Source organism: bacterium (assembly GCA_035371905.1).
Lineage (GTDB): Bacteria > Ratteibacteria > UBA8468 > B48-G9 > JAFGKM01 > JAMWDI01.
In genome coordinates, this window is sequence record DAORXQ010000006.1 from 1 (window position 1) to 13,787 (window position 13,787).

A 13,787-nucleotide genomic window follows, 5' to 3' on the forward strand; every position below is an offset into this window, starting at 1 on the left:
AAGTTGAACTTGAAAATGGACATACAGTCATTGCACATTTATGCGGTAAAATGAGAATGAATTATATAAAAATTGTTCCTGGAGATAAAGTTATAGTTGAAATTTCTCCGTATGATTTAAAAAGAGGAAGAATTATTAAAAGAATATAAAAGGAGAAATAAAATGAAAGTTAGAGCATCTGTAAGGAAGATTTGTCCAAAGTGTAAAATAATAAAGAGGAAAGGGATTGTCAGAGTAATTTGTAGTAATCCTCAGGATGGACCAAAACATAAACAAAGACAGGGATAAGGAGGAACAAAAATGGCAAGAATACTTGGAGTTGAAATACCTGATAATAAAAAGGTGAAAATTGCCTTGATGTATATTTATGGGATAGGAGATAAAAGAGCAGAAGAAATTGTAAAAAATACAGGAGTTAATGGAGATAAAAGAGTAAAAGAGTTGACCGAAGAAGAACTTGGTAAAATAACTTCTTTTATTCAGAAAAATTATAAAATAGAGGGTGATTTAAAGCAGGAAATTGCACAGAATGTAAGGAGATTGATTGAGATAAATTGTTATAGAGGAATAAGACATAAGTTGTCTTTACCTGTTAGAGGACAGAGAACTCGTTCAAATGCAAGAACGAGAAAAGGACCCAGAAGAACAGTTGGTGTTGTTAGAGATAAAGCAGCAAGGAAAGCAATTAAACAGCAAAAAGAGGAAAAATAAGGAGGTAAAAGGTGCCAAGAAAATATATAAAAAAGAGAAAAAAGAAAATAACAGTACCAAAAGGTATTGCTCATATTAAAGCAACTTTCAATAACACTATTATTACCATTACTGATCCAGAGGGACATGTTTTATTATGGGGAAGTGCCGGTACAAGTGGTTTTAAGGGTACAAGAAAGGGGACTCCTTTTGCAGCACAACTTGCAGCAGAAAATATAGCAAAAAGAGCCCAGACAATGTTTAATATGAAGGAAGTTGATGTTAAAGTAAAAGGACCTGGCCCGGGAAGGGAAACAGCAATTAGAGCATTACAGAGTGCTGGATTGAATGTTGTTTCTATTAAAGATGTAACTCCAATTCCCCATAATGGTTGTAGACCACCAAAGAGAAGAAGAGTATAGTGAGAAGGAGGAAAAAATATGGCAAAATATACAAAACCTTTATGTAAAATATGTAGAAAATATGGAATAAAACTTTATTTAAAAGGTAGAAGATGTGAAAGTGATAAATGCGCAGTTGACCAGAGAAAGGGTAAAATAAGATTGATAAAACAGAAAAAAATGTCTGAATATGGTCTTCAATTGAGAGAAAAAAACAAGGTTAAAATATTTTATGGAGTAATGGAAAGACAGTTTAAAAGGTATTTTGAAATTGCTAAAAAACATAAAGGAGTTACAGGAGAAGTATTGCTTCAATTACTTGAAAGACGGCTTGATAATGTTGTTTTTAAAGCAAACTGGGTTCATTCAAGAAAAATGGCAAAACAATTAATAAACCATGGGCACATAATTATAAACGGAAGAAGAGTTGATAGACCGGGATATCTTGTTGAAATAGGTGATATAATACAGGTTAAACCAAATAGTAAGTATATTAAAACAGTTAAAGAATGTATTGAAGAATATAAAACAAGAACAAGGCCTTTATGGTTAAAAGTAGATGATGAGAATTTTAAAATAGAAATATTGAGATATCCGGATAGAAGTGAAGTTTCAATTCCTGTAGAAGAACAGTTAATAATTAACCTTTATTCAAAATAAAAAATAGTGAGGTGAAAAATGAAAGAATTTATTTATCCATCAAAATTTTTATGGGAAAAAGAGACACTGAGAAAAAATTACGGTAAATTGATTATAGAACCACTTGAAAGAGGATATGGTGTAACAATAGGAAATGCTTTAAGGAGAGTCCTTCTTTCTTCCATTCCAGGTGTTGCAATTACAGGGTTAAGAATAAAAGGTGTCTTACATGAATTCGCAACACTTGAAGGGATGAAAGAGGATATTGTAGAGGTTGTTTTAAATGTTAAACAGATTGCTTTAAAACCCATAATAAATGAATATCCCCATACGGTAAGTGTAGAAATTTCTGATAAAGAAGAAATCTGTGCAGGAGACCTTGTAAATGATGGTTCAGTAGAGGTTATTAATAAGGATTTACACATTGCAACTGTTGATCCGAGTAAAAAATATCAATTTGAAATTGATATTACAAAAGGATTTGGATATTTACCCATTGAAAAAATGAAATTGATGATTAAAGATTTACCTGTTGGAACGATTCTTCTGGATGGACTTTATTCTCCTGTAAGAAAGGTTACTTTCCATGTTGAAAATACAAGAGTTGAACAGTTTGTTGATTATGAAAAACTCATTCTTGAAGTATGGACCACAGGAGCAGTAACTCCTGAAGAGAGTGTTAATTATGCATGTGAACTTCTTGAAAAGCAGTTTGAACTTATTATAAAGGGACAGAAGATAGAAGAAGAGGAAGAGGAAATTACGGAAAAGAAGGAAATAAAAGATGAACTTGATATTCCAATTACTGATTTAAAACTTTCAACAAGAGTATATAATGCTCTTGAGAATAAAAACATAAAAACATTGAGAGACCTTTTAAATACACCAATTGAAACTCTTGAAGAAATGAAAAATCTTGGTAAAAAATCACTTGAAGAAATTGAAAAGGCATTAAAGAAAAGAGGGTATCGTCTTAAATCTTCCTCTGAACTTGCTCAAACAAAGGAGTCAAAATGAGGCATAAGAAAGATATTAAAAAACTCGGTAGAAATAAATCACACAGAAAAGCACTAATGAGAAATCTTACAATAAGTTTTTTTCAGAACCAAAAAATTGTGACAACTGTCCCTAAGGCAAAGCAGTTGAGAAGGATTGTTGAAAGATTAATAACACTTGCAAAAAAGGGAACTTTAGCGGATATAAGAAGAATAAATCAATTTTTAAATCATCCTCAAACAGTAAAAAAAATTATTGATGTTTCAAAAAGATTTTCTGATAGAAATGGTGGATATACCCAGATTATAAAAATTGGATTTAGAAAAGGGGATAGTGCAGAAAAGGCAATAATAAAACTTTTATAAAAAAATGGAAAACAAAAATTTGAAAATACTTGATTTAATAGATAAGGAAAAGAACATTTATGAAGTTATAGTTGAGATTTCAAAAAGAGCACATGAGTTGATTAAGGGAGCACTTCCTGCAATAGACATTAAAAAGGGAGAAAATTTAATTTATGTTGCAATTGAAGAGTACCTAAGAAAAACAAAGGTAAAAAATGAATGATTTTTTTTCTCTTTTAAAATTGATGAAGGAAAAAGATGCTTCGGATTTACATTTGAAATTTGGAAGGAAACCAATTTTAAGAATTAAAGGAGAATTAATTGAAGTCAATGAATGGGATGGGATATTAAACAAGGAAGACCTTTTTAAAATTCTTGAAATAATTATGCCTGAAGAAGAGAGGAATGTTTTTAAAAAAGAAAAAGAATCTGATTTTGCTTTTGACAATCCAGAGGTTGGCAGATACAGGGTAAATGCTTTCTGGCAACGCGGGTATCCTGGTTTTGTGTTAAGAAGAATAAAAGATAAAATACCTTCTGTTGAAGAATTAAATCTGCCACCTGTTGTAAGAAAAATTGCTCTATTTAATGATGGTCTTGTTCTTGTAACAGGACCAACAGGATGCGGAAAATCAACAACACTTGCCTCTATGATAGAAATAATAAATAATGAAAAAGTGGAACATATAGTTACAATTGAAGACCCTATAGAGTATCTTTATAGAGATAAAAAATCAGTTATAAATCAAAGAGAAGTGGGAATAGATACACTTTCTTTTGCCTCTGCTTTAAAACATGTTTTAAGAGAAGACCCTGATATAATATTGATTGGAGAGTTGAGAGATGTTGACACCTTTCAGGCAGCAATAAGTGCATGTGAGACAGGACACCTTGTTTTTTCCACTTTACATACAATAGATACAATAACAACAATTACAAGAATTCTTGATTTTTTTCCTTCAAGTCAGCATGAACAGGTAAGGAAAATACTTGCTTATCATTTAAGAGCAACAATATGTCAAAAACTTGTTCCAAAAAAAGATAACACAGGGCTTGTTCCTGTTTGTGAAATTATGATTGTAACTCCTGTAATTTCAAAACTTATTCAGGATAATAAAATAAATAAACTTTATTCAGCAATGGCAGCAGATAAAGAAGAAGGAATGTTGACCTTTAATAAACATCTTGTTCAGTTAATCCAGAATGATATAATAACTCAGGAAGTTGCATTTTCTGTTTCTCCTTCACCTCATACTCTTGAAATGAATTTGAGAGGTATATATCTTGATGAAGAAACAAGAATTATTGGAGAATAGTAAATTTTAAAGATTTTTATTAACTCACCTTAAGCATAATTTTCACTCATAATAAAGTTGACTATAAAATTAATTTAAAATAGAATTTATAAGGAACAAAATGAAAATTTTAATTATAGGTTCTGGTGGTAGAGAACATGCAATTGTCTGGAAGATAAAGACTTTTTCTGATAGATATGAAATTTTTGCTATTCCTGGAAATGGTGGTATTTCTTTTGTTGGAGAGTGCTTAAAAAAGAATTTAAGTAATTTTGAAGAGGTTTTAAATTCTGCCAAAGAAAAAAATATTGACCTTATAATTGTTGGTCCTGAAAATCCTCTATCAGATGGAATTGTAGATTTTTTTGAAAGTAAAAAATATAAGATTTTCGGTCCTAATAAAAAAGCAGCAACTCTTGAATCATCTAAATGCTTTGCAAAGGAATTTATGAGAAAATATGGAGTTCCTACCGCTGATTTTGAAATTGCTGAAACATTTGAAGAAGGGATTAAAATAATTGAAAAGAGAAAAATCCCTTATGTTATTAAATATGATGGGCTTGCTGCTGGAAAGGGAGTAAAAGTTATAGAAAATAAAGAAGAAGGAGAAGAATATCTTGAAGAAATATTCATCAATAGAATTTTTAAAGGTGAGCCAAAAGTAGTAATTGAAGATTGTTTAACTGGAAAAGAACTATCCTATTTGATTTTTACAGATACAAAAACATATATACCTATGGTTCCTGCAAAGGATTACAAAAGGGTTTTTGATGGAGATGCAGGTCCAAATACAGGTGGAATGGGTTGTTATTCTCCACCAGTTTATTTTAATGAAGAACTTGAGAAAATTATAAAGGAAAGAATAGTTGAACCAACTTTAACAGGACTTCATAAAGAAAATATTGATTACAGGGGTGTTTTATATTTTGGATTGATGATTACTGAAAAAGGTCCTTATGTTCTTGAATACAATGTTAGATTTGGTGACCCTGAAACTCAAGTTATTTTACCAAGAATGGAAGGAGATTTGATTGAAGTTATTGAAGGTGTGATTGAAGGAAATCTGAGAAAAGTTAAAATTAACTGGAAAGAGGAAAAATCATTATGTGTAATACTTGCTTCAAAAGGTTATCCTGGTGAATATGAAAAAGGAAAGGAAATAAAAGGAATTGAAAAAGTTAAAGATGTTATTTTATTTCATGCAGGAACAAAGGTAGAAAATGGTAAAATATTAACAGATGGTGGAAGAGTTTTAGGTATTACAGGTATTGATAAAGATATGAAAAAGTTAAGAGAAAAAGTATATAAGGCAGCAAGTATAATTGAATTTGAAGGAAAGCATTACAGAAAAGATATAGGTGAGTTATGAAAAGAGTTAAGTTAAAGGGAAAAAACAAAAATAGGTTTAAACTTAAAGATATAAGCACAGAGTATAAAATAGATGGATTTATTGATATTAATTTCCAAAAGACATGCGATTGCCCAGATAATTATTTAAGTTGTATTTCTCCGAAGGAATGGGTTAAAGGACAAGTTGCAATTTGGGAATTTTATTATGAGAAAAGAGATATAAGAGATAAAGAGATACATCCTGCTGTATTTCCTATTGGGTTACCTAAAAAATGCATTGAGATTTTTACACATAAAGGAGAACTGGTTTTAGACCCTTTTGTTGGAATAGGTACAACGTTAATTGCTGCAAGAGACCTTGATAGAAATGCAGTAGGATTCGATTTAAATCCAGAATATGTTGAATTTGCTAAAAAGAGATTAGAAGAAAATCTACAAATTTTTGAGACAGGAACAAAACAAATTATAATATGTGATGATGCCATAAATATACCTAAATATTTAAAAGAAAATATGGTATCACTTATAGTAACTTCACCACCTTATGCAACTTTACTTTTAAGAGAAAGATTAAATAAAAGTTTTAGATGTGATTTGAGAAAAAATAAGTATTATAAAAAAATTCAACAATATTCTTTTAACCCAAGAGATCTTGGAACAATGCCTCCAAAAGAATTTGCAAAAGCATTGGCAGAAATTCTTAAAAATATTTTACCTATTTTAAGACCAAAAAGGCATTGCGTAATAAATCTAAATGATTTATGGGAAAATAATAAAAGATATCCAACCCATTGTTATGTAATAGAAGAAATGGAAAAAGTTGGTTATGAATTAAGAAATATTATAATATGGGATAAAAGAAATTTGGTTAACAATGTTGGAATTTTTGGGTATCCAAGTAATTATATAACTTTAAGTACAACTTTTGAATATATTCTTGATTTTTGGAGGCCTAAATGAGTTTAAATTCTTTTGAGGATTTAAAAAGAAAGTTGTTAGAAATAAAAGAAATGGGTTTTATAGAAACTCATAGAAAGGGACAAACAGGAATTGGTAAAACACTTGAAGATTTGTTAGGTATCAAAGAAAATAATATACCGGGTCCTAATGCTTTAGGTTTTATAGAATTAAAGGCGATTAGGAAAGATACAAAATGTATGTTAACTCTTTTTACACTTACGCCATTTCCCCCAAAAATAAATTCTCATTTAGTTTCAAAATATGGATATTTATCACCACGAGGAGATAAAAAAATTCTACATACTACTGTAAATGGAATTAGTTTCAATACTATCAAAGGCGAGAATGGATTTAAAGTTGAAGTTGGGATTGACAAAGTAAATTTAATTCATTTTAAAGATGGTGTTGTTGCATATTGGGAAGAAGAGAGATTAAAAAAAGCGTTTGAAAGAAAATTGAAATGTCTTATTCTTATCAAAGTAGAGACAAAAAATAAAGGTAAAAGTGAAAAATTTTGGTTTAATGAAGGTTATTATTTAAATGGATTTAGTTTTGAAAACTTTAAAAAACTTATTAAAGAAGGAATAATTTTGATTGATATTAGAATAGGGCAATATCCAGATGGAAGAACACATGACCATGGAACTGCTTTTAGAGTATTTTTTAATAAATTAGATTTATGTTATCAAAAAAGGGAAGAAATTTTATAATTAAATTAAAACAAGGAGGGTGATATGAAGAAAGATTTGAAAGCAGGTATTGTTGGAGCAGGTGGAATTGCTGATTATCATATTTCAGGTTATTTAAAAAGTGGAGTTGATGTTGTTGCAATTTCTGATATTGATACAGAAAGAGCAAAGCAGAAAGCAGAAAAATTCAATATAAAAAATGTTTACTCTTCTTATAAAGAAATGCTTGAAAAGGAAAAAGAAATTGATATTGTTAGTATCTGTGTTCCAAATAAATATCATGCAGAGGTTTCAATAGAATGTCTTAAAAATGGGAAAAATGTATTCTGTGAAAAACCACCTGCTTTAAATGCAAAAGAAACAGAAAAAATGGTAAAAACAGCAAAAGATGCAAAAAAAGTTTTAATGTTTGATTTCAATAATAGAGCAAGACCAGAAGCACAGGCACTTATGAAATACATAAAAAATGGAGATGTTGGAAAAATAAATTCTGCTCAGGCATTATGGATAAGAAGATGTGGTATTCCTGGATTTGGTGGATGGTTTACTCAAAAATCTCTTTCAGGAGGAGGCCCTGTTATTGACCTTCTTCATATGATTGACCTTGCCTTATATTTTATAGGTTTTCCAGAACCTGATTTTGTTCTTGCAAAAACATTCAATGATTTTTCAGGTAATCCTGATTTTAAAGGTCCGTGGGGAATACCTGATGTTGAAGGTGGAATAATGGATGTTGAGACAAGTTCACATGCTTTTATTACATTTAAAACAGACCAGGTTCTTTTTGCAAGAAATAGTTGGGCAGAGATGAATAAAAGGGAAGAAGTATCGGTTACATTTCAGGGAACAAAGGCAGGTGGTATGATAAGACGACTTTTTGGAAGGGATGGAATAGATGATACTGCAATTGATGATTGTGAACTTTATACAATGGAATACGGGAAACCAGTAAATAGAAAAATTATAGTTGAACCAGACCCTAAAATGGGAAGGGAAAGAGCAGTTATAAATTTTGTGAATACAATAAGAAGACAGGAAGAACCATTTTCAAAACCAGAGGAAGCAATAATTTTAATGAAAATTATTGATGCAATATATAAATCATCTGAGGAGAAAAAACCTGTTAAGATTGACTGAAATAGATTTTAAAATATACTAAACTTTATTGTTAAAAACTCTGTCTAAATACTTTAATGGAAAGAGAGATTATTCATGAAAAGGAACATTTTATTTATATTTAGCATGGTTTTACTTGTATCCTGTTCACCGAAATATTATGAGAAATCTGCTGATAAAGAAGTTTATGAAATTCTTAATAAAAAAAGCGAAAAAGTAAAAAAGGATAAAATGCCTGTAAATTTAAGTGAGGATACTCAAAAAGAGACAGTTATTTTATCATTGAAAGATGCTTTAATTCTTGCTTCAAACAAAAACAGAGAATATCAGACAGCAAAAGAAAATGTCTATCTTTCAGTTTTAGATTTAACATATCAGAGATATTTATTTAAACCCAGAATAACATTAACAGGTAATATCAACTGGAGTAAATCTGATGAAGAAACAATAAATTCAAATCTGAATTTAAATTTAATTCAAACACTTGCTACTGCTGGAGAAGTAACTTTTAATATAGGTGAAGCAATTTTACAATATTTAACAGGAGATAAAGAGAAAGCATTTCAGTCAATTCTTTCACTTAATCTATTTCAACCACTTTTTAAAGGAGCGGGAAGAAAAATAGCGCTTGAAAATTTAATTCAAAGTGAAAGAAATACTGTATATCAAATAAGAGATTTTTTAAGGTATCAGAAGAGTTTTTCAATAGAAATAACGAGGGACTATTTAAATCTTTTTCTTTATAAAAAGAGAATGGAAAACTATTATACTAATTATATGAATCTTAAAGATACAAGAGAAAGAATTGAAATGCTTTCAGAAGCAGGAAGAATTGCTGCTTTTCAGGTTGACCAGGCAAGACAGAATGAATATACTGCCTATCAGAGGTGGATAGATGCACAAAATCTTTATTACAGTTCTCTTGATTCTTTCAAAATGAAACTCGGATTATCTCCATCATATAATTTAATTTTAACTGATAAAGAAATTGAAGAATTATTTGAAAAGCCATTGTCTGAAGTTAAAATTGATACAGAAGAATTTATAAAATATGCTTTGGAGAACCGGCTTGATTTAATAACTGAATATGAAAAAGTGGAGGATTCAAAAAGGAAAGTTGAAATTGCCCTTAATAATCTGAAAAATTCAATAAATATGAATGCTTCTATAAAGAGTTCAGGAGATATAAAAGATAGGCCAAATATTGATTTAAATTCACCTCAGTATAGTTTAGGAATTGATTTTAACATTCCTTTTAATAAATTACCTCAGAGAAATGAATATAAAAGAGCACTTATCCAATATGAAAGAGCAAAAAGGTCATTTGATAAAAAAGTAGATACAGTAAAAAAAGAAATAATTGATAGTTACAGAAATCTTGAAGAAAGTTATCAGAGTTATATAATTCAATTGAATAGTTTTAAACTTGCTGAAAGAAGGGTAGAAAGTACAGATTTATTACTTCAGGCAGGAAGAGCAACAACAAGGGACCTGCTTGAAGCACAGGATGCATATTTATCTGCAAAAAATAATGTTATTAATTCAATTGTAAGTTTTATACTTGAATATTTAAATTTTCTTTACACAACAGAAAAACTTGAAATTGATGAAAATGGTATATGGAAAGGAGATATAAATGAAATACTTAAGACCTTTTAAAAATAGAATATTTTTGGGCTTTATTTTAATACTCATTTTAATTTCTGTTTTTTATTTTTTCAATTCAACAGATAAACAATCAAAAGACATAGTGACATATAAAGTTAAAAAAGTTGATTTACCTATAACAATTCATGAATCAGGAAATCTTGTTGCTTTAAAATCAACAAAAATTACAAATCAGGTTCCTGGAAGAAGAACAATCCTTGAAGTTGTTGATGAAGGGACTGAAATTACTGAAGAAGATGTTAAGAAAGGGAAGGTACTGGTAAAACTTGATTCTGATGACCTTGAAACTCAAAGAGACCAAATGGAGATAACAGTTGAAAACAGTTATGCAAGTTATTTAAATGCACAGGAAAACCTTGAAATTGTTAAAAAAGAAAATGATAGTATGATAAAAGAAGCAGAATTAAAAGTTACATTTGCAAAGATGGACCTTGAGAAATACCTTGGTGCTTCTCTTGCAAATGAAGTGATAGAGAAAAAAAATAAAAGAGAAAATATTGATTATAAAGAGATTATAAACAGTGAAAAACTTGGAGGAGAGGCATTAAATAAGAAAAGACAACTTGAAAATAATATTGACCTTGCAAAAGAAGAAGTTATAAGAGCACAGAACGAACTTGAATGGAGTAAAAAACTATCTGAAAAGGGTTATATTACCAAAAATGAACTTGAAGCAGACCAGTTATCTTTAAAACAAAAAGGAGTTAATCTTGAACAGGCACAATTATCATTTCAACTTTTTGTTAATTATGAATTTCCTAAAAATTTAGAACAATTATTATCAAACTATACAGAAGCAGTTGCGGAACTTGATAGAACAAAGTCAAAAGCAAAATCAAGATTAATTCAGGCAGAATCAGATTTAAAAAGTAAAAGGGCTGCATATAAGTTAAACGAAAAACGACTTACTGACCTTGAAACAAATATAAAAAATTGTACTATAGTTGCAACTGCTCCTGGTTTTGTTACATATTCAACTTCTGCAGGTAGTTTCAGAGCATTGATTCAAGGTGTTCAGATACAACCTGGGGCAACTGTTTGGCAATCACAAGAATTACTGGTATTACCTGATTTTAATTCAATGGGTGTTGATGTTAAAGTTCACGAAGCAAGCATTCAGAAAATTTCATTAGACCAGATTGCAAATGTTAAAATTTCTTCAATCCCAAATAAGGTTTTTAAAGGTAAAGTTGTTCAGATTTCAAATATGCCAGACCAATCATTAAAATCATTAAATCCTGATGTAAATGTTTATGTAGTAAAGGTGGAATTGATAGATAAGGATAAAGCAATGAGACCTGGTATGAATGCAGATGTTGAAATACTCTTAAAAGAATTAAAAAATGTTATAGCAATTCCAATTGTTGCAGTTAATTTTGAAAAAGGACAGGCATATTGTGAGGTACTTGAAGGGAAAAATATTGTCAGAAGAAATGTTAAACTTGGCGAAAGTAGTGAAACAATGGTTGAGGTAAAAGAGGGATTAAAAGAAGGAGATGTTGTTGTTTTAAGTTATAAAGGACCAACAAAAGGGACAGTCAAAAAAGAAGAAATGGCAGAGAAGGGGAAAATAGAAACAAAAACACCTGAAAAAGAAATTAAAAAATGAGTAATGAGAATAATTCAATAATAATAATGAGAGGTGTTAAAAAAATTTATGACCTTGGAGAAGTAAAAGTTCCTGCTTTAAAAAATGTAAATCTTACAGTAAAAGAGAAAGAACATATTTCAATTATGGGACCTTCTGGAAGTGGAAAGACAACTCTTTTAAACATAATTGGATGTCTTGATAAACCGACAGAAGGAGAGTATTTTCTTGACAGTGTAAATATAAATCAACTTGATGATGACAAACTTTCAGAAATAAGAAATAAAAAAATTGGCTTTGTTTTTCAGAATTATAATCTTATTCCACAGTTGAATGTAATTGAAAATATTGGTCTTCCTTTGATTTATAGAGGGATAGAAGAGAAAGAAATAGTTGAGAAGGCAAAATATTATGCAAATCTTGTAGGTCTCGGTGATAGAATGTATCACAGACCTACTGAACTTTCAGGAGGCCAGCAGCAGAGAGTTGCGATAGCAAGGGCACTTGTAAATGAACCAGTTATGTTACTTGGAGATGAACCAACAGGAAATCTTGATACAAAAACAGGAAAAGAAATAATGGAAATATTCATAAAATTAAATGAAATGGGCAGAACAATTGTTATAATTACTCATGACCCAAAGATTGCTGAATATGGTCAGAGGGTGGTAAGAATTTTGGATGGAGAAATAATAGATGAGAGGTAAAATCTACTATTTATTAAGGATTATTAAAATTGGTGTGAAAAATATATTTCTTCATAAATTAAGGTCACTTCTAACAATTCTTGGCATTGTTTTTGGAGTTGCATCAGTAATTGCTATGCTTGCAATAGGAGAGGGAGCAAGTTTTGAAGCAAGGGAAAAAATAAAAGAACTCGGGAGTCAAAATATTATTGTGAGAAGTGTAAAACCACCAGAAACAAGAATAACCCAGGAAGCTACAACATTTGTAAGTGTTTACGGTCTTTTAGAAAATGATTATAAGATGATAAAAACTATCCCTTCAGTTGACCTTATAGTTCCTACATGGGAAATGAAAGAAGAAATGCGATATATGGAAAAAAGTATTAAGGGAAGGATTGTATGTACATATCCTGAATATAAAGATGTTATGAATATTGGTCTTGAAATGGGAAGATTTTTAACACAGATTGATATTGAATTGATACAACCCTATGCTGTTATAGGTTATTCTATCAGAAAAAGTTTATTTCCAACAGAAGACCCCATAGGCAAAACAATTACAATAAGAAATTACAGTTTTAAAGTAATAGGTGTTGCAAAAGAAAAGGGAGTTACAACAGGAACAACAGGATTTGCTGCTGAAGATGTTAATTTTGATGTATATATTCCGTTTACAACAGGAAGGTCTTATTTTGGCGAGTTTGAAATTGCTTCAAAAGAAGGGCCTGTTTCAAAATGGGAGAGAAACTGGGTTAAGTACCATAGATTTATAGTAAGAGTGAATAATACCGATAAGATTTTGACAACTTCTGCGATAATTGAAAATATATTAAAAATAAATCACAAAAAAGATGATTATGAAATTCTTGTTCCTTTACAACTCTTGCTTCAGGCAGAACATACAAAAAGAATTTTCAATATAGTTTTAGGTTCAATTGCTGCAATTTCACTTATAGTTGGTGGTATTGGAATTATGAATATTATGCTTGCTACAGTTACTGAAAGGACAAGAGAAATTGGTATAAGAAGGGCTGTTGGTGCAAAGAGAAAGGACATAATAAGTCAATTTTTACTTGAAACAGTTATATTATCTTCAGTTGGTGGTTTTATAGGGATATTACTTGGTATTTTAATACCTAAACTTGTGACAAAATTTGCTGGTATGACGACTGTTATAACATGGTGGTCAATTGCTCTTTCTTTTACAATTTCTGTTGGTGTAGGAATAACTTTTGGTATTTATCCTGCAAGGAAAGCAGCATATCTTGACCCAATACAGGCATTAAGATACGAGTAAATTCTATCTGATTTGAAAAAAAATATTTTAAGGTTTATAATGTTTTCCTTAAATTGAAATTAATTTAA

General features: G+C 29.9%; 17 protein-coding genes. All 17 read left to right on the top strand.

Annotation, left to right across the window (positions count from 1 at the left end; all coding sequences use genetic code 11):
* The coding region (infA, locus tag PKV21_01140) for a translation initiation factor IF-1 (GenBank protein HOM26093.1) at positions 1 to 149 on the top strand (149 nt) is incomplete at its 5' end.
* Positions 150 to 162: 13 nt separating this feature from the next.
* Entirely contained in the window at positions 163 to 288 is a 126-nt protein-coding gene (gene rpmJ / locus PKV21_01145) for a 50S ribosomal protein L36 (protein HOM26094.1), read from the top strand.
* Between the two features lie 12 nt (positions 289 to 300).
* A complete protein-coding gene (gene rpsM / locus PKV21_01150) occupies positions 301 to 711 on the top strand; it encodes a 30S ribosomal protein S13 (GenBank protein HOM26095.1) in 411 nt (136 codons plus the stop codon).
* An 11-nt stretch (positions 712 to 722) separates the two neighbouring features.
* Positions 723 to 1,112, top strand: a complete 390-nt coding sequence (gene rpsK, locus PKV21_01155; GenBank protein HOM26096.1) for a 30S ribosomal protein S11 — start codon at positions 723 to 725, stop codon at positions 1,110 to 1,112.
* 18 nt (positions 1,113 to 1,130) lie between these two features.
* The gene (gene rpsD, locus PKV21_01160; protein HOM26097.1) at positions 1,131 to 1,751 is read left to right on the top strand and encodes a 30S ribosomal protein S4; all 621 of its coding nucleotides are present in this window, start codon (positions 1,131 to 1,133) and stop codon (positions 1,749 to 1,751) included.
* Positions 1,752 to 1,769: 18 nt separating this feature from the next.
* A complete protein-coding gene (locus tag PKV21_01165) occupies positions 1,770 to 2,747 on the top strand; it encodes a DNA-directed RNA polymerase subunit alpha (protein ID HOM26098.1) in 978 nt (325 codons plus the stop codon).
* Positions 2,744 to 3,091 carry a 50S ribosomal protein L17 gene (gene rplQ, locus PKV21_01170; protein HOM26099.1) on the top strand — a complete coding sequence of 116 codons (348 nt, stop codon included), beginning with the start codon at positions 2,744 to 2,746 and terminating at the stop codon, positions 3,089 to 3,091. The genes PKV21_01165 and rplQ overlap by 4 nt, the downstream gene beginning before the upstream one ends.
* A 4-nt stretch (positions 3,092 to 3,095) precedes the next feature.
* A complete protein-coding gene (locus tag PKV21_01175; protein ID HOM26100.1) occupies positions 3,096 to 3,293 on the top strand; it encodes a DNA-directed RNA polymerase subunit omega in 198 nt (65 codons plus the stop codon).
* Positions 3,286 to 4,386: a PilT/PilU family type 4a pilus ATPase gene (locus PKV21_01180; protein HOM26101.1), complete on the top strand. Its 1,101-nt coding sequence runs from the start codon at positions 3,286 to 3,288 to the stop codon at positions 4,384 to 4,386. The genes PKV21_01175 and PKV21_01180 overlap by 8 nt, the downstream gene beginning before the upstream one ends.
* A gap of 100 nt (positions 4,387 to 4,486) precedes the next feature.
* Positions 4,487 to 5,734 carry a phosphoribosylamine--glycine ligase gene (gene purD / locus PKV21_01185; GenBank protein HOM26102.1) on the top strand — a complete coding sequence of 416 codons (1,248 nt, stop codon included), beginning with the start codon at positions 4,487 to 4,489 and terminating at the stop codon, positions 5,732 to 5,734.
* Positions 5,731 to 6,675 carry a DNA methyltransferase gene (locus PKV21_01190; GenBank protein HOM26103.1) on the top strand — a complete coding sequence of 315 codons (945 nt, stop codon included), beginning with the start codon at positions 5,731 to 5,733 and terminating at the stop codon, positions 6,673 to 6,675. Before purD ends, PKV21_01190 begins: the two co-directional genes overlap by 4 nt.
* Positions 6,672 to 7,385 (top strand): MvaI/BcnI family restriction endonuclease, encoded by a 714-nt coding sequence (locus PKV21_01195; protein ID HOM26104.1) that lies wholly within the window; start codon positions 6,672 to 6,674, stop codon positions 7,383 to 7,385. The genes PKV21_01190 and PKV21_01195 overlap by 4 nt, the downstream gene beginning before the upstream one ends.
* A gap of 24 nt (positions 7,386 to 7,409) precedes the next feature.
* A complete protein-coding gene (locus tag PKV21_01200) occupies positions 7,410 to 8,501 on the top strand; it encodes a Gfo/Idh/MocA family oxidoreductase (protein HOM26105.1) in 1,092 nt (363 codons plus the stop codon).
* Between the two features lie 75 nt (positions 8,502 to 8,576).
* Positions 8,577 to 10,139, top strand: a complete 1,563-nt coding sequence (locus PKV21_01205) for a TolC family protein (GenBank protein ID HOM26106.1) — start codon at positions 8,577 to 8,579, stop codon at positions 10,137 to 10,139.
* Positions 10,117 to 11,757, top strand: a complete 1,641-nt coding sequence (locus PKV21_01210; protein ID HOM26107.1) for an efflux RND transporter periplasmic adaptor subunit — start codon at positions 10,117 to 10,119, stop codon at positions 11,755 to 11,757. Before PKV21_01205 ends, PKV21_01210 begins: the two co-directional genes overlap by 23 nt.
* Entirely contained in the window at positions 11,754 to 12,443 is a 690-nt protein-coding gene (locus PKV21_01215) for an ABC transporter ATP-binding protein (GenBank protein HOM26108.1), read from the top strand. The genes PKV21_01210 and PKV21_01215 overlap by 4 nt, the downstream gene beginning before the upstream one ends.
* Positions 12,433 to 13,719: an ABC transporter permease gene (locus tag PKV21_01220; GenBank protein ID HOM26109.1), complete on the top strand. Its 1,287-nt coding sequence runs from the start codon at positions 12,433 to 12,435 to the stop codon at positions 13,717 to 13,719. The genes PKV21_01215 and PKV21_01220 overlap by 11 nt, the downstream gene beginning before the upstream one ends.
* Positions 13,720 to 13,787: the final 68 nt, after the last annotated feature.

What these genes read in the sequence shown, in the direction of transcription:
- rpmJ (HOM26094.1), top strand. Translation starts at nt 163, where the DNA reads ATGAAAGTTAGAGCATCTGTAAGGAAGATTTGTCCAAAGTGTAAAATA.
- rpsM (HOM26095.1), top strand. Translation starts at nt 301, where the DNA reads ATGGCAAGAATACTTGGAGTTGAAATACCTGATAATAAAAAGGTGAAA.
- rpsD (HOM26097.1), top strand. Translation starts at nt 1,131, where the DNA reads ATGGCAAAATATACAAAACCTTTATGTAAAATATGTAGAAAATATGGA.
- PKV21_01165 (HOM26098.1), top strand. Translation starts at nt 1,770, where the DNA reads ATGAAAGAATTTATTTATCCATCAAAATTTTTATGGGAAAAAGAGACA.
- rplQ (HOM26099.1), top strand. Translation starts at nt 2,744, where the DNA reads ATGAGGCATAAGAAAGATATTAAAAAACTCGGTAGAAATAAATCACAC.
- PKV21_01175 (HOM26100.1), top strand. Translation starts at nt 3,096, where the DNA reads ATGGAAAACAAAAATTTGAAAATACTTGATTTAATAGATAAGGAAAAG.
- PKV21_01180 (HOM26101.1), top strand. Translation starts at nt 3,286, where the DNA reads ATGAATGATTTTTTTTCTCTTTTAAAATTGATGAAGGAAAAAGATGCT.
- purD (HOM26102.1), top strand. Translation starts at nt 4,487, where the DNA reads ATGAAAATTTTAATTATAGGTTCTGGTGGTAGAGAACATGCAATTGTC.
- PKV21_01190 (HOM26103.1), top strand. Translation starts at nt 5,731, where the DNA reads ATGAAAAGAGTTAAGTTAAAGGGAAAAAACAAAAATAGGTTTAAACTT.
- PKV21_01195 (HOM26104.1), top strand. Translation starts at nt 6,672, where the DNA reads ATGAGTTTAAATTCTTTTGAGGATTTAAAAAGAAAGTTGTTAGAAATA.
- PKV21_01200 (HOM26105.1), top strand. Translation starts at nt 7,410, where the DNA reads ATGAAGAAAGATTTGAAAGCAGGTATTGTTGGAGCAGGTGGAATTGCT.
- PKV21_01205 (HOM26106.1), top strand. Translation starts at nt 8,577, where the DNA reads ATGAAAAGGAACATTTTATTTATATTTAGCATGGTTTTACTTGTATCC.
- PKV21_01210 (HOM26107.1), top strand. Translation starts at nt 10,117, where the DNA reads ATGAAATACTTAAGACCTTTTAAAAATAGAATATTTTTGGGCTTTATT.
- PKV21_01215 (HOM26108.1), top strand. Translation starts at nt 11,754, where the DNA reads ATGAGTAATGAGAATAATTCAATAATAATAATGAGAGGTGTTAAAAAA.
- PKV21_01220 (HOM26109.1), top strand. Translation starts at nt 12,433, where the DNA reads ATGAGAGGTAAAATCTACTATTTATTAAGGATTATTAAAATTGGTGTG.